22 protein-coding genes are annotated in these 19597 nt (G+C 68.4%); 6 read left to right on the top strand and 16 right to left on the bottom strand.

What is annotated here, in order from left to right:
* Positions 1-23 precede the first annotated feature (23 nt).
* From ACFXQA_RS11735 to ACFXQA_RS11725, 3 genes are all read right to left on the bottom strand, one after another.
* Positions 24-551, bottom strand: coding sequence for a hypothetical protein (locus ACFXQA_RS11735; protein ID WP_394520015.1), 528 nt, complete (start codon positions 549-551; stop codon positions 24-26).
* Between the two features lie 20 nt (positions 552-571).
* A complete protein-coding gene (locus tag ACFXQA_RS11730; protein ID WP_394520014.1) occupies positions 572-904 on the bottom strand; it encodes a hypothetical protein in 333 nt (110 codons plus the stop codon).
* 204 nt (positions 905-1108) lie between these two features.
* Positions 1109-2605 carry an MFS transporter gene (locus ACFXQA_RS11725; RefSeq protein WP_394520013.1) on the bottom strand — a complete coding sequence of 499 codons (1497 nt, stop codon included), beginning with the start codon at positions 2603-2605 and terminating at the stop codon, positions 1109-1111.
* 106 nt (positions 2606-2711) lie between these two features.
* Between ACFXQA_RS11725 and ACFXQA_RS11720 the strand changes: the two genes are divergently transcribed.
* A complete protein-coding gene (locus tag ACFXQA_RS11720; protein WP_394520012.1) occupies positions 2712-3350 on the top strand; it encodes a TetR/AcrR family transcriptional regulator in 639 nt (212 codons plus the stop codon).
* Between the two features lie 56 nt (positions 3351-3406).
* Here the strand turns inward: ACFXQA_RS11720 and ACFXQA_RS11715 are convergent, their stop codons facing one another.
* The 4 genes from ACFXQA_RS11715 to ACFXQA_RS11700 form a co-directional block, all read right to left on the bottom strand.
* Positions 3407-3610: a cold-shock protein gene (locus tag ACFXQA_RS11715; RefSeq protein ID WP_394520011.1), complete on the bottom strand. Its 204-nt coding sequence runs from the start codon at positions 3608-3610 to the stop codon at positions 3407-3409.
* A gap of 31 nt (positions 3611-3641) precedes the next feature.
* Positions 3642-3962: a hypothetical protein gene (locus ACFXQA_RS11710; RefSeq protein ID WP_394520009.1), complete on the bottom strand. Its 321-nt coding sequence runs from the start codon at positions 3960-3962 to the stop codon at positions 3642-3644.
* 214 nt (positions 3963-4176) lie between these two features.
* On the bottom strand, positions 4177-5421 hold the full coding sequence (locus tag ACFXQA_RS11705; RefSeq protein ID WP_394520008.1) for an FAD-dependent oxidoreductase: 1245 nt from the start codon (positions 5419-5421) through the stop codon (positions 4177-4179).
* Positions 5422-5442: 21 nt separating this feature from the next.
* Entirely contained in the window at positions 5443-6387 is a 945-nt protein-coding gene (locus ACFXQA_RS11700; RefSeq protein WP_394520007.1) for a hypothetical protein, read from the bottom strand.
* A gap of 47 nt (positions 6388-6434) precedes the next feature.
* Here ACFXQA_RS11700 and ACFXQA_RS11695 point away from each other — a divergent pair, with 47 nt between their 5' ends.
* Positions 6435-7514 (top strand): hypothetical protein, encoded by a 1080-nt coding sequence (locus ACFXQA_RS11695; RefSeq protein ID WP_394520006.1) that lies wholly within the window; start codon positions 6435-6437, stop codon positions 7512-7514.
* Between the two features lie 6 nt (positions 7515-7520).
* On the opposite strand, the gene ACFXQA_RS11690 is transcribed toward ACFXQA_RS11695, so the two are convergent.
* Entirely contained in the window at positions 7521-8600 is a 1080-nt protein-coding gene (locus ACFXQA_RS11690; RefSeq protein ID WP_394520005.1) for a DNA polymerase IV, read from the bottom strand.
* Between the two features lie 131 nt (positions 8601-8731).
* Between ACFXQA_RS11690 and ACFXQA_RS11685 the strand changes: the two genes are divergently transcribed.
* Complete coding sequence (locus ACFXQA_RS11685) at positions 8732-9676, top strand: SPFH domain-containing protein (protein WP_394520004.1); 945 nt, start codon at positions 8732-8734, stop codon at positions 9674-9676.
* Positions 9677-9700: 24 nt separating this feature from the next.
* The gene (locus tag ACFXQA_RS11680; RefSeq protein ID WP_394520003.1) at positions 9701-9919 is read left to right on the top strand and encodes a hypothetical protein; all 219 of its coding nucleotides are present in this window, start codon (positions 9701-9703) and stop codon (positions 9917-9919) included.
* 30 nt (positions 9920-9949) lie between these two features.
* Here the strand turns inward: ACFXQA_RS11680 and ACFXQA_RS11675 are convergent, their stop codons facing one another.
* The 4 genes from ACFXQA_RS11675 to msrB form a co-directional block, all read right to left on the bottom strand.
* On the bottom strand, positions 9950-11032 hold the full coding sequence (locus tag ACFXQA_RS11675; RefSeq protein ID WP_394520002.1) for an epoxide hydrolase family protein: 1083 nt from the start codon (positions 11030-11032) through the stop codon (positions 9950-9952).
* Entirely contained in the window at positions 11029-12234 is a 1206-nt protein-coding gene (locus ACFXQA_RS11670; protein WP_394520001.1) for a MalY/PatB family protein, read from the bottom strand. The genes ACFXQA_RS11675 and ACFXQA_RS11670 overlap by 4 nt, the downstream gene beginning before the upstream one ends.
* Positions 12235-12306: 72 nt before the next feature.
* Entirely contained in the window at positions 12307-12858 is a 552-nt protein-coding gene (gene msrA, locus ACFXQA_RS11665; RefSeq protein ID WP_394520000.1) for a peptide-methionine (S)-S-oxide reductase MsrA, read from the bottom strand.
* The gene (gene msrB, locus ACFXQA_RS11660) at positions 12855-13316 is read right to left on the bottom strand and encodes a peptide-methionine (R)-S-oxide reductase MsrB (RefSeq protein ID WP_394519999.1); all 462 of its coding nucleotides are present in this window, start codon (positions 13314-13316) and stop codon (positions 12855-12857) included. The genes msrA and msrB overlap by 4 nt, the downstream gene beginning before the upstream one ends.
* A 114-nt stretch (positions 13317-13430) precedes the next feature.
* Between msrB and ACFXQA_RS11655 the strand changes: the two genes are divergently transcribed.
* Complete coding sequence (locus ACFXQA_RS11655) at positions 13431-14207, top strand: fimbrial protein (RefSeq protein ID WP_394519998.1); 777 nt, start codon at positions 13431-13433, stop codon at positions 14205-14207.
* Positions 14208-14231: 24 nt separating this feature from the next.
* Here the strand turns inward: ACFXQA_RS11655 and ACFXQA_RS11650 are convergent, their stop codons facing one another.
* The gene (locus ACFXQA_RS11650; protein ID WP_394519997.1) at positions 14232-15350 is read right to left on the bottom strand and encodes a zinc-binding alcohol dehydrogenase family protein; all 1119 of its coding nucleotides are present in this window, start codon (positions 15348-15350) and stop codon (positions 14232-14234) included.
* A gap of 74 nt (positions 15351-15424) precedes the next feature.
* Here ACFXQA_RS11650 and ACFXQA_RS11645 point away from each other — a divergent pair, with 74 nt between their 5' ends.
* The gene (locus ACFXQA_RS11645) at positions 15425-15985 is read left to right on the top strand and encodes a TetR/AcrR family transcriptional regulator (RefSeq protein ID WP_394519996.1); all 561 of its coding nucleotides are present in this window, start codon (positions 15425-15427) and stop codon (positions 15983-15985) included.
* Positions 15986-16007: 22 nt separating this feature from the next.
* On the opposite strand, the gene efeB is transcribed toward ACFXQA_RS11645, so the two are convergent.
* Genes efeB through efeU form a run of 3 tightly spaced genes read right to left on the bottom strand, consistent with a single transcriptional unit; the run spans position 16008 to position 19484 of the window.
* Complete coding sequence (gene efeB / locus ACFXQA_RS11640; protein WP_394519995.1) at positions 16008-17321, bottom strand: iron uptake transporter deferrochelatase/peroxidase subunit; 1314 nt, start codon at positions 17319-17321, stop codon at positions 16008-16010.
* 1 nt (position 17322) lies between these two features.
* Entirely contained in the window at positions 17323-18552 is a 1230-nt protein-coding gene (efeO, locus tag ACFXQA_RS11635; protein WP_394519994.1) for an iron uptake system protein EfeO, read from the bottom strand.
* Positions 18549-19484 carry an iron uptake transporter permease EfeU gene (efeU, locus tag ACFXQA_RS11630; protein ID WP_394519993.1) on the bottom strand — a complete coding sequence of 312 codons (936 nt, stop codon included), beginning with the start codon at positions 19482-19484 and terminating at the stop codon, positions 18549-18551. Before efeU ends, efeO begins: the two co-directional genes overlap by 4 nt.
* Between the last annotated feature and the right edge of the window lie 113 nt (positions 19485-19597).

Raw genomic sequence — 19597 nt, 5'->3', positions numbered from 1 at the left:
CCCTATTCTGGCCGCTGCGTCGGTCACGCGCAGTCTTCGACGCTGTATCCGGCCTCCTCGATCGCGGCTCTGATTTCGTCCATGGTGGCTGCGCCCGATCTTGCGACGAAGTCGAGGCCGAGCTGCGAAACGCATTCCGCAAGTCGGGTGCGCTCGTCTCCCACATCAGCGTTCTCGACGGACTGCCAGATGGTATCGACGGCTGCGTATTCGCCCGCATAGCAGGGGCCGTCGGCACCCGATTCGACAGCGGCGGCCGGAATGCTGAAGTTGATGAACGGGCCGTCTCTTTGAATTCCGAAAGGCTCGTACCCCGCTTCACGGAGACAGGACCGGTACCTCTCGAACGCGGCCATCGCCTCGGCTTCTGTCACGCGGCCGTCCAGGAGTGACTCTCTCTGCGCCTCCGACATGGGCGCTTCTTGGGCCCACATCTCTATTCCCTGTGCCATATCCGCGCCATACAGGCTGCTCCATTCCGACGCCGGGGGCTGCGCGGTGGCGCATCCCGCGAGCAGGGTGCAGCCCGCCACGACCGCGGCGAGCTGCACCCCTCGGGAGAATCGATCTGTCACGGCGTCGTGTAGAACAGAGCCCTGCGCTGCGCGTAGTGGTCGCCTCGGTTCACGTTGGGCAGGCCACTCTGCGTAGTGATGGAGGCGCTGCTCGTGTAGTTCGTGAAGGCGTTGCCGCCGGGCGTGCCGTAACGGGCCCGAACGAATACCGTGCCGCAGTTGACTTCGTTCACGGACCGGACCGTGGTCGTGTTCGAGACGCCGGTCATCGAGCCGCCGTTCGTACAGCTGACCGTCGAGACTCCCGCTGCCGCCGGCAATGCCGGAATCAGCGCGAGCGCCAACGACGCAGCAATCGCCGCGCCAGCAAACTTCTTCTTTATCTTCATTGATATCTCCGTTCGCCTCACTGAATGCCCTCAGTTCAAGACCCCTCGGAGAGGGCAACGACACGACGACCGTGTCGTGAGTGAAACCTAACAGTCACACCGGTCGTTTTGTAGTGTCTCTCGACAAACTCGGTGAGCTCGGTCGGTGCCGCACACAGTCGACGAGGGCCCGGCCGCACCGCGACCGGGCCCCCGTCAGTGTGCTCAGTGCATCGCGACCGGTTCTGCGTCGTCGGATGTCGCCGGTGAGACCCCGTCTGAGGCCTCCGACCGCGCGCGGCGGCGGAACATCACCGCGGCGATGACGCCGCCGACGGCGAAGAAGGCGGCGCCCCACCCGTATGCGGCTGCGTAGCCGGCGACGGCGGCCGAGGCGGCCGTCTCGGCCGTACCGGGGAGCCGGCTCGCGATGTAATCCGCGGTGGCGGTGGCGGCGATCGTGTTGAGCAACGCCGTTCCGATCGACCCCCCGACCTGTTGGCTGGTGTTCACCATGGCCGAGGCCACACCGGCGAAGTGACGGTCGACGCCCGACGTCGCCGTCTGCATGGAGGCCGGCATGATCGAACCCATCGCGAGACCGAGGATCATGAGGGCCGGCAGCACGTCGACCGCGTAGACGCTGTCGAGAGACAGGCGGGTCAGAAGCAGCATCCCGATCGTTCCGAGCGCCATGCCGACCGGGACCATGACCTTCGCGCCGAAGCGGGGGAGCAGCAGGTTGGTGGAGAGCTGGGCGGCGAGCACGAGCATCAGCACCATCGGGAGGAACGAGAGCCCGGTCTGCATGGGGCTGAAGCCGAGCGAGGCCTGCAGGAAGTAGGTGACGAACAAGAAGATGCCGAACATGCCGGCGCCCGCGATGAGGATCGAGATGTACGACGCGGCGCGGTTGCGGTCGAGGACGATGGCCAGCGGCAGCAGCGGATGCGCCGCGCGCCGCTGCCACAGGACGAAGCCGACGAGCAGCATGACGGCCGCAGCGATGACCCCCCAGGCGAGCGGGGAGTCCCAGCCCTCGGTCTCGGCGTTCGCGAAACCGAAGACGATGCCGAAGAGCCCGCCCGATACGAGGATCGTGCCCGGCACGTCGAGCTTCGGTCGAGGGCCGTCTGCGTCGACTTTGCCGACGAAGAGGAGGACGCCGACGATCGCGATGACGGCGATGAACACGTTGATGTAGAGGTTCCAGCGCCAGTCGAGCTGCTCGGTGAGGAAGCCCCCGAGCAGCAGGCCCACGGCGCCGCCGGCTCCGGCGATCGCGCCGAAGACGCCGAATGCGCGGGCGCGCTCCTTCGGGATGGTGAACGTCGTGGTCAGGACGGCGAGGGCGGTGGGGGCGAGGAGAGCGCCGAAGACGCCCTGCAATGCCCGGGCGGCGACGAGAACGCCGAAGTCGGGGGCGGCGCCACCGAGCGCCGACGCGGCGGCGAAGCCGATCAAGCCGATGACGAAAGTGCGCTTGCGGCCCATCAGGTCGGACAGCCGTCCACCGAGGAGGAGCAGAGCGCCGAACGCGAGGGAGTAGGCGGTGACGACCCACTGCCGGTCGCCGTCGGAGAACCCGAGGTCGGCTTGGGCGGAGGGGAGGGCGATGTTCACGACTGTCGCGTCGAGAACGACCATGAGTTGCGCGAGGCCGACGGTGATGAGCGTCAACCAGCGGCGAGAGGGCGCCGCGGTGGTCGGGAATGAGGACATGTCGGAAACTATATACGGAACTGAACAGTTCCGGATATGAAGAGTTCCTTAACGAGTGCACCGCGATACGATGAAGTCACCCCACCACGGAAAGGACGAGTCTGCAATGACGCCGCTCGATCTCATCGACGACACAGAGGCCGTCGCACCCCGTCTCGGGCGCAAGCGCGACCACAGCCGCGATTCCGAGATTCTGGATGCTGCGCTGGAGGTCCTCGCCGAAGAGGGGTATGACGGCATGACCATCGACATGGTGGCCGCGCGGGCGAGGGCCGGCAAGGCGACGCTCTACCGACGGTGGCCGTCGAAGGCGGAGCTGGTGCTCGACGCCGTGGCGTGCATGAAGAAGGCCGATCTCGACCTCGAGGCACTTCCCGACACCGGGACGCTGCGCGGCGATCTGGTCGCCATGATCAAACCGCCGTCGATTCGGGAGGCGGCCAAGAAGATGCAGATCATGGCCGGGGTCGTCTCGATGCTCTCGCGGTCACCCGAGCTGGCCGAAGCGGTGCGCGCGACCATCGTCGAGCCACGCGTCGCAGTCAATCGATTCCTGTTCGCGCGCGCCGTCGAACGCGGCGAAATCCAAAAAGAGCGCGACGTGGAATCCGTCGCGCTCGTGAGTCCTTCGATGGTCGCCTATCGCGTGCTGATGACGGGCGAGCCCGTCACCCGCGAGTTCTTGATCTCGCTGATCGACGGGGTCGTGCTTCCTGCCCTCGGTGTCTCCGCGACCGCGGAGTAATACGAGGGCAAAGACCGACCGGCCGGGCAGCTTGCGCTACCCGGCCGGTTGAAGTCTCAGAGAGGCCGGATGTTCGCAGCCTGCATACCCTTGGGTCCGCGCTCGGCGTCGAACTCAACCTTCTGGTTCTCCTGGAGCTCCTTGAAGCCGCTGCCGGAGATCGCGCTGAAGTGCGCGAACAGGTCGGCGGATCCGTCGTCGGGAGCAATGAAGCCGAAGCCCTTTTCGGAGTTGAACCATTTCACGGTGCCAGTGGCCATCGTGTTCTTCCTTTTTCTTTTCGGGCCGCAATCAGCGGCCGTGTGTTCCGCTTCGAAGTGTACGAAGCGGACGGATGAGGCGGAGCGAACGCAGGCGGCGGGGGGAGACCCGGCGAGCGGTGTTCGTTCCGCGAGCTTCTTCGACCGTCGTCTGGGCGAGCGCGACGGACGCGTGGCGTCCGAGGTCTTCGCCGATGGCGCCGTGTGCGTCATAGCCGTTCGCCATGATGGCGACGAATCCGGCGTATTCGCCGGCATCGGTGGCGACGAGGATGTCGGCACCGGCCTGACGCCAGTGAACAGAAGAAGACGAGGGGAGAGAGGTGAGGGGGGATACGGTGACGAGCGTCAAAACAAGCTTTCAGCAGGGCGGAGGATGCAACCGAGCGGTGCACTCACTTCGCAAAATCTAGGGTTATATGAGCCGTCTCAGACGGGGAAATACGTCGGCGTTGCTGTTCTCCACAATGAGGCAGAGGGTTTCGACGTGTGGGTCCCGGATCGGAACGAGAACAACGTTACCACGGGTGATGCTCGCACGTCGAGAGTCCGACACCGATCTTTGTTCAGCGGGCGGCGAGCACGGCGCGCGCTACGCGGTCGCCCGAGGCGAGGGCGCCCTGGATCGAGGCTGTATCCCGGTGGTCACCGGCGACGTACAGCGCGTCGGCGATCCGCGCACGCTGGGTGACCGCGAGAGGCGCCGCCTGTGCCGGGAGGGCGTCGACGATGTCGTCTCGACGCAGCAGCTCCCACGCCGTGACGTCTGTCTGCCAGATCTCGCCGAGGTGCCGTCGAACCTGCGTCTCGGTGGGCGCTCCCGTCAAGGGCAGGAGGCACGTCGCCTGCACCAGATGCCGCCCACTCGGCGCATAGCTCGACGCGGAGTGCGACATCACGACGGTGTTGACGACCGGCCCGCGGCGTCTGCCGTCGACGCTGATGAGGGCGGATGCGGCGGGGGCGGCGTCCGTCGCGAACCACCACGTCTGCAGTCCGCGCGTGTCGGGCCGCGGGAGGTCGATGAGATCGGGGACGACCTCGGGCCCGACGGCGACCACCACCGCACGTGCAGACAGAGGATCACCGCCGACGATGTCGACTTCTGCTCCGCCCGCCCGGGGGCGGACGGCCGCGACCCTGTGCCCGAGCCGTATGCCCGCGCCGTGCGAAGTGGCTGTCAGGGCGAGCTGGGCCGGGAGGGCACCGATGCCGCGCTCGGGCAGACCCGGGCGGCCCACCACGAACATGCGGATCAGGAGGCGGACGAAGTCGTTCGACGTCTCGCCGGTGTCGTCGGCCAGGACGCCCGCGAGGAACGGCTCGAGCACTTCGGTGCGGAGCGGACCGTGCAGCCCCGCGTGGTTCCAGCCTTCTCGAAGAGTGCGATCTCGGCCCGCGAGCATCGTGCGGGGCCCGACGAGTGCCGGAGCGATCCAGCGGGCGAGGGCGACAGCATCCGCGGGCCGGAGGAGCCCGCTGCGAAGAGTCTCGGGCAACTGAGCAGGATGCCAGAGGGGGTGCGAGAGCTCGGCGATGGTGCGTTCCCGGCGCACCCGCACGCCGACGGGGAATCGTTGCAGTCGCAGGGCGGCGATGTCGACACCGCGCTGCACCGCGGGATAGGCCGGGTTGAGGGTGTGGAACCCCCGGTCGAGGAGGAAGCCGTCGACCGCGTCGGTGCGCTGGCGACCGCCGACGGTGTCTTCGGCCTCGAGGACGACGACATCGCGGCCGGCGCGCGCGAGGGTGATCGCGCAACGCAGGCCGGCGAGCCCCGCGCCGATGACGATCACGTCGTGCGTCTGCATGCGGCCGAGCCTAAGCCGAACTCACGAGGCTCGCGCGGCCGCGCGGAAGACGCTCTGCATCAGGGTGGAGACGTAAGCGCGGTTCTCGTCGGTGATGGCGGGGAGTGACGGCGCGAGGTGGTCCGCGGCGATACGGAACCCCTTCGCTTCGGGCTCCCAGGTGAAGCCGTCGGCGCGCTCGAGGGGGGTTCGGTGCACGTCTTCCATCAGGTCGCGCGAATACACCGCCCGGTGGGTGACGGCGATGCCGTACACACCGGCGAAGGTGGCACTCGACAGGGAGACCAGGAGCGGCTCGTCGGCCGGAAGCTTCCACTTCGAGGCCAGCTTCGCGAGCCCCTTCGCGTCTTTCGGCCGGGAGGGGAGCAGGAAGTCGCTGCTCAGCCTGCTCGACAGGATCAACTGCTCCACCGTCTCCGTCTCGACGGCGGGGGCCTCCACTTCGGCAGCGGACTTCACGACCGCCACGACCGCCGAGAGATAGGCGGCGGCATCGACCGCGCTCGTGTCCCCGAGAAGGGAGGCGACCTGCGCGAGGTCGATCCGGGCGCCGTCCACGTCGAGCGCGTCGCCGACGAGCCCGATCGCGGCGGCGTCGAGCGTTTCCACCTCGAATCGCGCTGTGTCTCGGCCCACGTCGTCGAGATAGACCGTGCGGTCGGTCACCAGCACGCCATTCGATTGCCGACGCCCGAGAAGGTCGATCGAGTGGAAGCCCCAGTACACGAGCGGCAGCTCCCCGTCGGTGCGTGCCTCGCGGAGGTGCAGTTGCTCCACAGCCCGCCAGAAGACGGCCTCGGCATCGTCGTACTCGGGGTGATCGGTCTGGCCCGCGAGGAACACGAAGGAGCCGTTCGATTCCGGTACGGGGACTGCGGCCACCTCGGCCGCCATCCTGTCGAACACGTCGCGTCGACCCTCGGGCAGACGCTCGAGGTAGGCGGACAGATCGGGGATCGCAGGCATGGTGTGCTCCACTCGTCGACGGTCGTGTCGCGTCTATTCTGTGTCGGGTGACCCTCCTGCGGCGACCTGCGGTGCTCGACACGAGGCCGCTCACCGACCGGGTCGATCGTCGCAGACTCCGCTCCTTTCGACGCTCGCTGCCCGAAGCCGTCCGCCCCCCGTTCGTCGCGGCGGTCTGGCCGTCGACGGTCGTGATCGTCCTCCCGCTCGCCTTTCTCTTCATGTGGACGGCTTTCGCGGGCGCCTGGTTCATCGACGACGGTGAATGGGACCCGGCGACGACCGTGCTACTGCTCCCGTACGTGGGGCTGCCGCTCCTGGGTGTGGTGCTCCTCATCCGCGCGCTGCGGCGACGGAGCGGCGTGAGGCAGTTTCGCCTCCACGGGTTCGCGGAGGCGAACGGATTCGACTACGTCCCGTATATCGACCGGCCCTCGCTCCCGGGCATGATCTTCCGTCGGTTCGGGGCCCTCGCCGACTATTCGACCGATGTCGTGCGGCTGCACGCGACCACGCCGTTCGAGGTGGGCAACCATGTCTCGAAAGTCAGGGCCGGGCGCTCGACGACGACCCATCGATGGGGCTACGCGGTCACGCGACTCCCGGTCGCATTGCCGCACATCGTGCTCGACGCGCAGGGCAACAACTCTCTTCGGCGCCCCGCCCTGTCGGGCGCCTATTCGCAGACCCAGCGGCTGTCGCTGGAGGGGGACTTCGACAAGCACTTTTCGTTGTACTGCCCGCGAGGGTACGAGCGTGACGCGTTGTACCTCTTCTCACCCGAGGTCATGGCGCACTTCATCGACACCGCCTCGAAGCTCGATGTCGAGATCGTCGACGATTTCGTGTTCTTCTATTCGCCTCGCGAGCTCTCCTCCCTCGACCCGGAGTCGTGGAGACAACTCCTGGCGACCATCGACGCGTTCTCCGACCGCGTCGAACAGTGGGGGCGCTGGCGAGACGACCGGCTGCTCGACGCGCCGGTCTTCTTCCCCGTCGAGGGTGTCGCGCGCGAGGGTCGACGGCTGGCGTTGCGGGCGGACTGGTGGTGGCTCGTCGGCGTGCCGTTGGCGCTCTTCGGGTTCTTCCGGATCGGGGCCGACCTGATCGCCGCGTGGGGGCGGTGAGAGCCGTCACCAACCGCCGCGCGTGGGGGTGTGTCCCTCTCGCGCGTCATCGGGCATCGCCATGTCGGCGCGAACGCCCAGCAACCTGATCGGGCGGTCGGGATCGATCTTCGCGACGAGGGTCATCTCCTCGCGCGTGATGAGATCTCGGTCGTTCGTCGGGGCTATTTTTCGGGTGAACGTCTTCGTGAGGAACGGCGCGTACCGGACCTTGAGACCGAGCCCGATCACCATTCGCTCCTCGGCGGCCACCTCATCGAGCACCTCGTCGAGCATTCCGCGGACGGCGGTGTCGACGTCTGCCGGGTCGATGAGGTCTTGCTGGAACGTCGTCTCACGGCTGTGCCCGCGCGCCACCCAGGGGGTGTCATCGACGACGGCGCTGCCCTGGCCACGCCCCAGCTGCCCGTACCACAGGCCCATCTTCGGGCCGAACTCCGAGGTGAGTACGGCGTCGTCGGCGGAGGCGAGCTCACGGACGGTGAGGATGCCGTGGGCCGCCAATCGGCGTGCAACTTTGCTTCCGATGCCCCAGAGCTCCTTCGTGGGCAGGTCGCCCATGACCTCGAACCAGTTCGCAGCCGTGAGACGGAAAGTCCCTCGGGGCTTGCCGAAGTCGGTCGCGATCTTCGCGCGAACGAGGGTGTCGCCCACTCCGACGGAACAATGCAGACCGGTCCGCTCGAGGACCGCGGCCTGGATCGCCCGCGCGTATCCCTCGGGGTCGGCACTCTCGACGCCCACGAAGGCTTCGTCCCATCCCAGAACCTGCACGGTCGCGCCGGGCTGCGCGCGGAGGGTGGCCATGACCTCCTCCGACGCCGCGGTGTACGCGGGCGCGTCGACGGGGAGGAGCACGGCATCGGGCACCTTCCGCGCCGCGATCCGCAGGGGCATTCCCGACCCGACACCGAACGCCCGCGCCTCGTACGAGGCGGTCGAGACGACGGCTCGCTCCGTGGGATCGCCGCGTCCGCCGACGATCACGGGCCTGCCGGCGAGCTCGGGTCGTCGCAGCACCTCGACGGCCGCGATGAACTGATCGAGGTCGACGTGCAGCACCCAAGGGATCGCGCCATCGCTCATGCGCTCCAGTGTGCCGCGGTCCGCCGACAATCGCGCGGGGGCGTTCGTTGCCGTGGCGCGACTCCATCTGTAACCCGGTACTGGTAGGCAGGTACCGCGCACCCGCCCGCCGACGAAAGGCACCTCAGACGATGGTCTGGTTCATCCTCGCAATCATCCTGCTCGCCGTCGCCGCAGCATCCGTCGTCTGGGCGTTCCTCTCGAAGTCGAAGACGCCGGCGATCTTCACCGGTATCGCCAGCGTGGTCGTCGCACTGGTGTGCATGTTCATCTCCACCTTCTGGTCGAACGGTGTCGGGGAGGCGAAGGTCATGGTCAACTCCGTCGACCGCACCGTCGTCGGCACGATCGAAGAGCCGGGCACGGGGTTCAAGCCCGCCTGGGTCGACTTCGTCGACTTCGATCTGTTCTCGCAGGAACTGAAGTACGCGGGCGGCGACACCGCTCCCAGCTACGCGGGTGGAACGGTGAACGGGCGCGAGATCACGGTCTCGGTCGGCGGGGTCAGCGGCGGGTCGACGCAGGCGAACGTCGACATGACCTTCGTGTACTCGGTCAACGCCGAGAAGGTCGAAGACGTCTACGAGGAGTTCCGCTCGCAGGAGCGCTTCACCGAGCAGATCGTGAGCAAGCAGGTGCTGTCGATCTCGCGGCAGGTACCCGCCGAGTACAGCGCCATCGACTTCCGAGGTGCCAAGCGCGGCGAGGTCGAACTCGGCATCCAGGCAGCGCTGAACGATCGGCTCGAGCAGTACGGCGTCGAGTTCACGTCGGTGACCATCCAGGATGTGCGCTACCCCGACGTGGTCGAGACGGCGCTGACCGCGATCGAACAGGCGAACCAGAAGGCGCAGGAGGCCGAGGCGATCCAGCGAACGCGGCAGGTCGAAGCCGAGACGAAGAAGATCGAGGCGCAGGGTGAAGCCGACGCCAACCGCATCCTCTCGGAGTCGTTGACCCCCGAGGTGGTCGAGATCCGCCGTCTCGAAGCTCTCATCGAGGTGTCGAAGAACGGCGACCTCATCATCGACGGCGGAGAAGGCGGCACCCTCATCCAGCGCAACGCCCCGCAGTGATCCCGACCGAAAACGGAGCACGCCATGGTTCCTCTCGCCCTCGTCGTGGGCTTTCTCACCGTCTTCGCGATCGGCGTGGGCACGGGGGCCGCCATCATGCGCGCGCGCTACCGGAGCGAAGTCCACTTCAAGAAGGCCATCGAAGACGCCCGACTGCAGGGTCGGCTCGACCGCGGCGAGGGGCGTCCCGGGCTCGAACCGCCGCCGCCGTGGCCCGGTCCTGACTCTCCGCGGCAGGAGTGAGACCCTGAGGTGCGTGCCCTCGGGCGTGCGTCAGGGGCGCGCAGCGTCGAGGGCGGCGCGAACTCCGTCGGCGAACCACTCCGGGCGTTCCCACGCGCCGAAGTGCCCGCCGGCAGGATGCTCGGTCCACTGCACGATGTCGAAGAAGCGCTCGCCGAACACGCGTGGCGCGCTGATGAGGTCTTTCGGAAAGAGCGAGACCACGGTCGGGGTGTCGAGCTTCGCGGTCAGCGGGGCGTTGTCTGCCGCGTAGGGGGCGAAGGACGTACCGATGCTGCCGGTCACCCAATATGCGGTGAGCCAGGTCAAGAGTTCGTCTCTCGAGAACACCGACTCGACGTCGCCGCCGCTGTCGGTCCACGACGTGAGCTTTTCGACGATCCAGGCCGCGAGTCCGGCGGGGGAGTCTCCCAGGCCGACCGAGAGGGTGTTCGGTTTGGTGGACTGCCCGAGCGCGTAGGCGCCCTCTGTCGCACGCCAGGCGTTCGCCGACGCGAGGTAGCGCGTCTCGGCCTCGTCGAGGGTCTCGGTATCGACGGCGAACGCGTGGGAGTAGGGAATGTCGGTCAGGTGAAGTGCGGTGACGCGGTCAGGATGCTGCGAAGCCCACCGCTCCGCGATGCCGCTGCCGATGTCACCGCCCGAGACGACGAACCGGTCGTACCCGAGCTCGGTCATCATCGCGTCGAGCTGCCGGGCGACGGCGTCCGAATTCTCGCGCATCGGGCCGGCGGAGAACGGAAATCCCGGGAGCGCCGGCACGACGACGTTCACGTCGGAGAGCAGCGGCAGCACGCGGTCGAAACGGAGGATCGAGTCGGGCCAGCCGTGCAACAAGACGACGGTCGCCCTGTCGTCACCCGCGCGATGGTGGACCGCCCGCACGGCGGTCTCCGGTGCACCGGTCAGCACCCACGGCAGGTCGAGGATGCGCCGCTCGTGCTCTCGCCAGTCGTAGTCGTCGGCCCACGACGTGATGAGGGACTGCAGGAACGGGCGGTCGACGCCGAGACGGCCGCCGCCGGCGGCGAGCGGCGTCACCCACCGGGTGCGGGCGAGTCGTTCTCGCAGGTCGTCGAGGAGGGCCTGGGTGACGGGCGCGGGGGCGTTCACGCGACCTCGACGTCTCTGTCGGCTTCGACCGGCGCGGCGCCGCGCCGCGCGAGCGCCGCGCCGAGCCGCTCGACCGCTTCGCGCAGGAGCGGTCGGGGGAGCGCGAAGACGAAACGCACGTGCCCGATGCCCGCGACGCCGCAGGCGGCGCCGTCGGTCATCGCGACGCCCGCGTGTTCGCGGAACCATTCCGCCAGGTCGCCCTCGAGGCCGTACGCGCGAAGGTCGATCAGGGCGATGTACGTGCCCTCCGGAACGGTCATGCGCGCCTCGGGCAGGTGCTCGGTGACGAGTTCGCCGAGGAGTCGGCGGTTGCCGTCGAGATAGGCGACGGCGTCGTCGAGCCATTCGCGCCCGGCCGTGTAGGCCGCGGTGTTGGCGACGACACCGAGGGTGGAGGTGCCGTGTCCGGCCCAGAAACCGAGCTCGGTCCAGATCGCCGCATCCGCGTCGCTCGAGAGAATCACCTGGGCGCACTTGAGCCCGGCGAGATTCCAGGCCTTCGAGGCCGATGCGGCGGTCAGCGTATGCCCGGCCGCCACGTCTGAGATCGACGCGTACGGGATGTGGCGGGCGGGCGCGTAGACGAGGGGTGCATGGATCTCGTCGGAGAAGACGCGCCCGTTCTTCGCCGCGACCACGCCCGATACGGCCTCGAGCTCATCACGCGTGAAGACCGTGCCGAGGGGGTTGTGCGGGTTGCAGAGCACCAGCAGACCCGCGCCGTCGTCGAACGCACGCGCGATGCCGTCGAGGTCCATGACCATGCGCCCGTCGACCTCGATGCTGGGCACCTCGATCACCCGGCGCCCCAGACGGGGCGGCACGAGAAGGAACGGCATATAGGCCGGCGTCGGCACGATGACCGCCGTGCCCGGCTCGGTGAAGTGCTCGATCGCGAGCTCGAACGCGGTGATGACGTCGGGCACGTGATGCACGCGCTCGGCCGGGACCTCCCAGCCGTAGGAATCCCGGTACCAGGCGGCCGTCGCCGCGGCGAGTTCATCAGACAGGTGGGACGGCAGGTAACCCGTCAGGCCGATGTCGAGAGCACCCGTCAGCGCATCGCGGATCGGGGGAGCGACCCCGAAGTCCATCTCGGCGACGAAGGCTCCGATCACATCGGGGAACATCGTCCACTTCAGGCTTCCGTTCGCGCGGAGGTCGGCTTCGGACAGGGCGTCGAAGAACGGGACGGTCATGCGTCCATCCTCGCCCATGCCTACGACAAGAGCCGCGACCCCGAAGGGACCGCGGCTCTGGGCCAGTCGGGGTTACGCGGTGACGCCGGCCTCGGCGCGCTTCGGCAGAACCCACCCGGGACGCACGAAGTGGCACGTGTAGCCGTGGGGGATGCGGATCAGGTAGTCCTGGTGCTCGGGCTCGGCCTCCCAGAACGGGCCCTCGGGCTCGATCGTGGTGACGACCTTCGCGGGCCACAGCCCCGACGCGTCCACGTCGGCGATCGTCTCGCGGGCGACCTTCTCCTGCTCGGCGGAGAGCGGGAAGATCGCCGAGCGGTAACTGGTGCCGACGTCGTTGCCCTGACGGTTCAGCGTCGACGGGTCGTGGATCTGGAAGAAGAACGCGAGGATGTCGCGGTAGCTCGTCTTCGTGGGGTCGAAGACGATCTCGACAGCTTCGGCGTGACCGGGGTGGTTGCGGTAGGTCGCGCGCTCGTTCGTGCCGCCGGTGTAACCCACGCGTGTGTCGAGCACGCCGGGCTGGCGGCGGATCAGGTCTTCAGCGCCCCAGAAACAACCGCCGGCGAGAACCGCCGTCTCGGTGCCGGGTGTACGCGTGATGGTTCCAGTGGTGTCGGTCATGCTGCGCTCTCTTCGGTGGTGAACAGTGTCGTGTAGGCGCCATAGCCCTGCGCCTCGAGTTCGGCGACGGGGACGAAACGCATCGCGGCCGAGTTCATGCAATAGCGCAATCCTCCCGCATCCTTCGGGCCGTCGTCGAAGAGATGGCCGAGGTGGCTGTCTGCGCCGGCCGAGCGTACCTCGGTGCGCTTCATCCACAGCGTGCGGTCGGTCTTCTCGGTCACCACGCTGGGGTCGATCGGCTTGGTGAAGCTCGGCCACCCCGACCCGCTCTCGAACTTGTCGGTCGACGAGAACAGCGGCTGGCCCGAGACCACGTCGACGTAGATGCCGGCCTCGTGGTTGTCCCAGTAGCGGTTGCGGAACGCGGGTTCGGTGGCGTCCTCCTGCGTGACGCGGAACTCGTTCGGGGTGAGGCGGCTCAGCGCCTCGGGAGTCTTGCGGTAGTCGGTGCTCACGGGTCCTCCTCGAATCGCGCCGCTGGCTGCGGCGTCACTGAAGAGAACCGTCACCGCGTCGGTTTTGGTCCCGTGAAGCTGGGAGCGGGGTGTGAGTTCTGCGATACTCCTCGCGTGCCCACGCGCAGCCGTATCGGAATTCCCCTCGCTCTCGCAGCGATCGTCGGCGCTCTGACAGTCGGGTGCGGCGTCCTGCAGACGATCTCAGCGAACGGCGACGACGTCGCGCGCAGAAACGTCGAGGACATCGCCACTCAGATCGCGGCCCACTCCGACAACAAAGCCGAGATCACCGTCATCGAGATGGTCGCCTTCTGGGTACCTTCTTCCTCCGTCGGCGGCGAAGGAGCCGTCACCGTCGAGCCACTCGCCTGGTCTGGACAGATCGGGTCCGACTCCACGGCGACGATCGACGTGCGCATTCACGCGGAAGTGGAGGCCTACTCGTCCCCGGCGATCTTCGGCGATTCGCACGGACCCGGCGAGGCGACGACCTGTTTTCGTTTCGTCTGGCCCCTCTACGACGAAGCGGCCCGCACCGAGATCCCGTGCCCCGACGGTCCGGCGCCGATCCGTCCGACGCCCGCCCCCGCCCCAGACCTCGATGACGCGGATCGGGCGACCGTCGTCGCCGTTCTCAACTCGGGAGTGGACGCCGAAGAGGCTGGCATCGCGCTCCGAGAGGCCTTTCCGTCGCCCCTGGTGACGATCGAATCCGTCGACTGGCGCGGGCAGATGGTGGTCGCCGTCGGGATTCCGGAGGAACGCGAGTGCATCCTCGCGGCGCGGGATGCTGACGGCGCGGTCTCGTTTCCCTCGTTCCGTCAGATCTCGCTCGAACCGGGCGAGGGCGGATGCTCGACGTCGCTTTACACGAACCCGCCCCTGTGAGCTGCCCGGCCCCGTTCCTCCGGATCAGTCCAGGGCGATCACGAGCTTGACCGTCGAGGTGCCTTCGCGCAGAGCGTCGAGCGCGGGCTGTACGTCGGCAAGCGATGTGCCGACGATGCGGGGCGCGGGGAACGGGGCGTGTCGCCCATCGGCCAGGGCGGACGGCAGGTGGTCGGTCCACAGCATCCGGCCCACCTCGTTCTTCATCAGGCTGCTTCCCCAGACGAACCGGGCACGGACCCCGTGCAGCGCGCAACGGATCTGCAGCAGAACGTTGCCGGTGATCAGCCGCGCCATCAGTCGCGCACGGGTCGCCGAGAAGCCCCCGCGACGCGGCTGGTCGTAGAACGAGACGGAGGGGCTGCTGAGCGCGACGCGTTTCGCACCGGTCGCGATGGCGATCGCGACGCTCGGCTCGGCCGACCCGGTGGCGATGGCCAACACGCCTTTCACCTTCGAGCCGCGCGCGGCCGCGGCGATCTTCTCGACCACGTCGGGGTCGCGGTAGTCGAAGACGTGCGCCGCACCCAACGCGCGCAGACGCTCGTGGTTGCGCGGCGACGCCGTGGTGATGACGGCGTACCCGGCGGCACGAGCGAGCTGGATCGCATTCGCCCCGACGCTCGTCGAACCGCCCCAGATGACGACTGTCTCGTCGCGTTCGATCGCGGCTGCGGAGGGATGCGACAGACCCAGTTGGTCCACCTGGAAGAGGGCGGATGCCGCGGTCGACACCGCCAGGGGCAGCACGGCCGCGTCGGCGAAGTCCATACCGGCGGGGATCGGGGCGGCCAGGCCCTCCTCGACCGCGACGAACGTCTGGAAGCCTCCCTCCGCGACCTGGTCCCGGCCCCTCTCCATGCCGACCGCGTAGGCGAAGACACGGTCGCCCGGCACGAAGCGCGTGACCGACCCGCCCACCGAGACGACCTCTCCGGCGACGTCTTCGCCCAGCACCACGGGGTATGCGAGCCAGCGGTACATGAGTCGCCCGTTCGATTGGGTGATCGCGTCGAGCGGGTTGACGGCCACCGCGCGAACGCGCACCACCAACTGCGTGGGTGTGGCAACCGGCAGGGGCGCTTCGCGGACGGTGAGGTCGGCGTACGGCGCGTCGATCCAAGCTGCGGTGTTGCTCGTCATTCTCGGTCCCTCGATCTCGGTGATGACATCTCGTGTCATAGCAATGATGACACGAAATGTCGTACCCTGGTCGCATGACCCGATGGGCCCCCGACGCGGCGCTACGCCTCGAGCACGCAGCCACCGAGCTGATGGAAGAGCAGGGGTACGGCCCGACGACCGTTCCGCAGATCGCGACGCGCGCGGGCCTCACCACCCGGACGTTCTTTCGGCACTTCGCCGACAAACGCGAGGTGCTGTTCCTGCGCGACCGCGAGTTCCCCGAGGTCGTCGCGCGAGCGCTTGCCGACTTTCCGGACGACATCGCCCCGTCGGCGCTGGTCGAGCAGGGGCTCGAGGTCGCCGTCGCCCCGCTCGAGGAGTGGCGCGACGGGGTCTCGCGGCGCCGGGCACTGGTTCGATCCGAAGACCGCCTGCGCGAACGCGAGCTGCTCAAGTCTGCGCGGCTCTCCGACGCCGTGGCGAGCGCGCTGACGTCGCGGGGCGTTGCGACGCTCGACGCCCGTCTGCTCGCAGCACTTTCGGTCGTCGTGTTCGACACCGCCCTCGATGAGTGGCTGGATTCCACTGACGGGACGCCGCTGGCCTCTCACCTTCGCGCCACGTGGATCAGGGTCAGATCGCTCTCGCGGTGAGGCGCGGGAAGCGTCAGCGGTGTCAGGCGAACAGCCCGGCGCCGACGTACGAGCCGGGCGCGGCGCCGGGCGGGACCGCCCAGACCCCTGACCCCACATGGCGGAGGTATTCGCCCATGGCGTCGGTCGACAGCGCGCGCTGCAGCGTGACGAACTGTGCGGGATCGCGCTGGAAAGACAAGAAGAACAAGCCCGCATCGAGCCGACCGAGGTCGGTGTTGCCGTCGACGTAGTTGTAGCCGCGGCGGAGGATGCGCGTGCCCCCGTTGTTGTCGGGGTGGGCGAGACGCACGTGGCTGGCGCGGTCGATGCGGGGCGTTCCCGCGGCATCCGTCGCCTCGAAGTCGGGGGCGGTGAACTCGTCGCCGCCCGACAGGGGTGCGCCTTTGCCCTTGTCGCGCCCGACGATGCGGTCTTGCTCGCTGAGGCGCACGCGGTCCCAGGTCTCGATGATCATCGCGATCTTGCGTGCGACGAGGTACGAGCCGCCGGCCATCCACGCCGGGCCGTCGCTGTCGCCGACCCAGACGCTCGCGTCGAGCGCCGCGGCGTCATCGGCGAGGATGTTCGCCGTGCCGTCTTTGAAGCCGAAGAGGTTTCGCGGAGTCGCGGCGTCCGACGTCGTGCGAGAGGTGCGTCCGTAGCCGAGCTGCGACCAGCGGATGCGCGCGCGTCCGAAAGCGATGCGGCTCAGGTTGCGGATCGCGTGCACCGCCACCTGCGGGTCGTCGGCGCAGACCTGGATGCAGAGGTCACCGTCGGATGCTGCCGGGTCGAGGTCGTCGCCGAGGAATGCGGGCAGTCGCTCGAGCGGCGAGGGGCGCGAGGCCGTGAGGCCGAAGCGGTCGTCGAAGAGGGTCGGCCCGAAGCCGAACGTGATCGTCAGCCCGCTCGCGGGGAGCCCCTGCGCTTCGCCGGTGTCATCGGGCGGTGCTTCGGGCGAACCGTTGACGGCACCCGTGGCGCTGACTTCGAGCCCCTGCGACAGGCGCGCGGCCGCGTACGTCCAGTCCTGAAGAAGCGAGACGAGGTCGTCGCGGTCGGTGCGGGCCATCATGTCGAACGCGGCGAAGTGCAGGTGCTCCTGCACCGGCGTCGTGATCCCGGCCTGGTGTGCACCGTAGAAGTCGTAGGCCGTCGACGCCGAGTCGGCCCCCGTCCGGCCGATCGCTCCGGCCGTTGCCGCACCCCCTCCGGCACCGAGAACCAGCCCGGCGGCACCCGCACCGAACGCCCAGCCGAACAAGCCGCGCCGCGAGACGCCGGCGGGTGCCGGGGCCTCGAGGCCGGGTTCGGACGGCTGGCCGTCGGTCGCGGGCTCGAAGTCGGTGGTCACATCACTCCAGCACGGTCACGGTGAGCTGCGAGAGCGGCTCGGCGAGGGCGTTGATGAGGTCGGTGAACTCGCGCTTGTTCTCGTCGGTGAGGGTCGCGTAGCCGACGAAGCCGTCGGTGAGAGAGCCGTGCGCGGCGAGGGACGCTTCGAGGTCGGCGTAACCGGCGTCGATGTCGTCGACGAGGGCGGCACCTTCTTCACCCTTCGACGCAGCGAAGTCGGAGACGAGCGAGAAGGCCATCTTCGACCCTTCGACGTTGGCCGCGAAGTCGTAGAGGTCTGTGCCCGACCACCAGTCCTCCTCGCCGCTGATCTTGCCCGTGGCGACCTCGTCGAGCAGGGCGATCGCGCCGTTCGAGATGCCGGCGACGCCCTGCTCGTCGAGAGCGGTCTGGAAGTCGGTGGAGTGCACGTAGTCGTACAGCTCCTGCGCGTCGGTGATCAGCTGGTCGCCGTAAGAGGCCCGCTCATCGGGGGTCGACGGTGCCCAGTCCTGCCACGCGGGGGTCTCGCCGTCGGCGTTGAGCGCGTCTTGCGCGGGAACCCACAGATCTTTCTCGATGCGGTGGAATCCGGTCCACTCGAGGCCCTCGGCGGCAGCGTCGACCTCGCGGTAATCGATGCGCGGGTCGAGGTCGCCGAGCGCCTCTGCCACCGGCTCGATGCGCTCGTAGAATGCGCGCACCAGGGGGAACTGCGCCCGAGCAGTGCCGTCGTCACCCGCTTCGTAGGCGGCAACGAAGGTGTCGACGGCGGGGACGAGCTGCCCGACCTGATCCTTGACGAACGCCGCGTAGAGGTCGACGGCCTGCTGCTTCTGCTCGGCGTCGGGGCCCTCGATCGCCACCGCGTCGCCACTGACCGCGAAGCCCGCGCGGCCGACACCGTCGCCGATCATGCCCGGTTTGCAGAGCGTGTAGTAGTCGCCGGGCTGGGCGACGACGGTGAGCGTGCGCGAAGCGCCGGGGGCGATGTTCTCGACCTCGCCCACGATCCGCAGCCCGTCGTCGGCGAGCAGGTAGAACTCGGTCACTTCGTCGCCGCTGTTCGTCACATCGAAGGCGAGCGTGCCGCTCGTGGCGCTCGAGCCCGATACCTCGCATCCGTCACCGGTGGAGGTGACGGTGAGGGCATCGGATGCTGCGACATCGGCTTTGGCGACGCATCCGGTCAACACGAACGCCGTGACACCGACGGCGGCAGCCGCTCCGACGAGACGAGAGGTTTTCATAGTGCTCCTTGAGAGGTGGATTCCACGACGACCCGCGGTTCGCGAGTGGCCGTGGGAGTGGTGCGAGCTGCGGCGCCCCGCGCGAAGAAGAAGCCGACGACGCCGATGTAGACGACCCACGCGATCACCTGCACCCACGACATGCGCGGCATGAATCCGACCGTCGCCTGCAGGATCGCGGCGAGCGGCCCGCCCGGTGCGACGACCGTCGAGACATCGAACGCCCACCCGAAGGGCAGCCCTGCCCAGCCGGTCATGACCGCTCCGGTAGCGGCGTCCAGAGGAGCGGCGGCGGTGAACGGCCCGGGGAGCGCCCCCGCTTCTTGCAGATCGTGGATCGCGTAGGCGAGCACGCCGGCCGCGACGATCACGAGGAAAGCGCCGGTCCAGGTGAAGAAGACCCGCAGGTCGAGCCGCAGCATCCCCTTCGCCACGGCCCAGCCGAGGACGGCGGCGACCCCGAGGCCGAGGAGCGCCCCGACAAGGGCCGAGGGGGCATCGCCGAACGACTGCACCATCGACCACAGCAGGAGGGTCGTCTCGATGCCCTCGCGGGCGACCGAGACGAACCCGATCGCCACCAGCGCCCATACGCTGCGGGCGGCGAGGGCGCGCTGCACCCCGCTCTCGAGATCGTGCTTCAGCGTGCGGGCGGTGCGCTGCATCCAGAAGATCATCCAGGTGACCATGGCGACCGCGACGAGCGACAGCAGGCCGCCGATCAGTTCTTGCGCCTCGAAGGTGAGCGAGTACGCACCGAAGGTGAGGATCGCTCCGATTCCGAGCGACAGCGTGATCGCCAGGCCCACGCCGGCCCAGAGCCGGGGGAGGGAGTCGCGCCGCCCCGCGCGCGTCAGGTAGGCCACCAGGATGCCGACGACGAGAGCCGCCTCGAGGCCCTCGCGCAGGCCGATGAGGAAGGTGGCGAACACGGGCAGACGTCCTTGCGGGTGTGAAAGGGGCGGGAGGCGAGTCGAGGGAAGGTTAGGCAACCCTCACCGATGGGAAAGATTACGCCCGGAGGGCTTGTTCGTCCACATCGACT

This window comes from Microbacterium shimangi, from assembly GCF_043556445.1.
Taxonomy (GTDB): Bacteria; Actinomycetota; Actinomycetes; order Actinomycetales; family Microbacteriaceae; genus Microbacterium.
This window is presented reverse-complemented; position numbering and strand designations above follow the sequence as displayed.

Excerpts from the sequence above, each read along its gene's own strand:
- msrA (WP_394520000.1), bottom strand. The coding sequence starts at position 12,858 with ATGACCGACACCACTGGAACCATCACGCGTACACCCGGCACCGAGACG.
- ACFXQA_RS11720 (WP_394520012.1), top strand. The coding sequence starts at position 2,712 with ATGACGCCGCTCGATCTCATCGACGACACAGAGGCCGTCGCACCCCGT.
- ACFXQA_RS11645 (WP_394519996.1), top strand. The coding sequence starts at position 15,425 with ATGACCCGATGGGCCCCCGACGCGGCGCTACGCCTCGAGCACGCAGCC.
- ACFXQA_RS11690 (WP_394520005.1), bottom strand. The coding sequence starts at position 8,600 with ATGAGCGATGGCGCGATCCCTTGGGTGCTGCACGTCGACCTCGATCAG.
- ACFXQA_RS11715 (WP_394520011.1), bottom strand. The coding sequence starts at position 3,610 with ATGGCCACTGGCACCGTGAAATGGTTCAACTCCGAAAAGGGCTTCGGC.
- ACFXQA_RS11725 (WP_394520013.1), bottom strand. The coding sequence starts at position 2,605 with ATGTCCTCATTCCCGACCACCGCGGCGCCCTCTCGCCGCTGGTTGACG.
- ACFXQA_RS11700 (WP_394520007.1), bottom strand. The coding sequence starts at position 6,387 with ATGCCTGCGATCCCCGATCTGTCCGCCTACCTCGAGCGTCTGCCCGAG.
- ACFXQA_RS11705 (WP_394520008.1), bottom strand. The coding sequence starts at position 5,421 with ATGCAGACGCACGACGTGATCGTCATCGGCGCGGGGCTCGCCGGCCTG.
- ACFXQA_RS11685 (WP_394520004.1), top strand. The coding sequence starts at position 8,732 with ATGGTCTGGTTCATCCTCGCAATCATCCTGCTCGCCGTCGCCGCAGCA.
- ACFXQA_RS11670 (WP_394520001.1), bottom strand. The coding sequence starts at position 12,234 with ATGACCGTCCCGTTCTTCGACGCCCTGTCCGAAGCCGACCTCCGCGCG.
- ACFXQA_RS11680 (WP_394520003.1), top strand. The coding sequence starts at position 9,701 with ATGGTTCCTCTCGCCCTCGTCGTGGGCTTTCTCACCGTCTTCGCGATC.
- ACFXQA_RS11730 (WP_394520014.1), bottom strand. The coding sequence starts at position 904 with ATGAAGATAAAGAAGAAGTTTGCTGGCGCGGCGATTGCTGCGTCGTTG.
- efeO (WP_394519994.1), bottom strand. The coding sequence starts at position 18,552 with ATGAAAACCTCTCGTCTCGTCGGAGCGGCTGCCGCCGTCGGTGTCACG.
- ACFXQA_RS11650 (WP_394519997.1), bottom strand. The coding sequence starts at position 15,350 with ATGACGAGCAACACCGCAGCTTGGATCGACGCGCCGTACGCCGACCTC.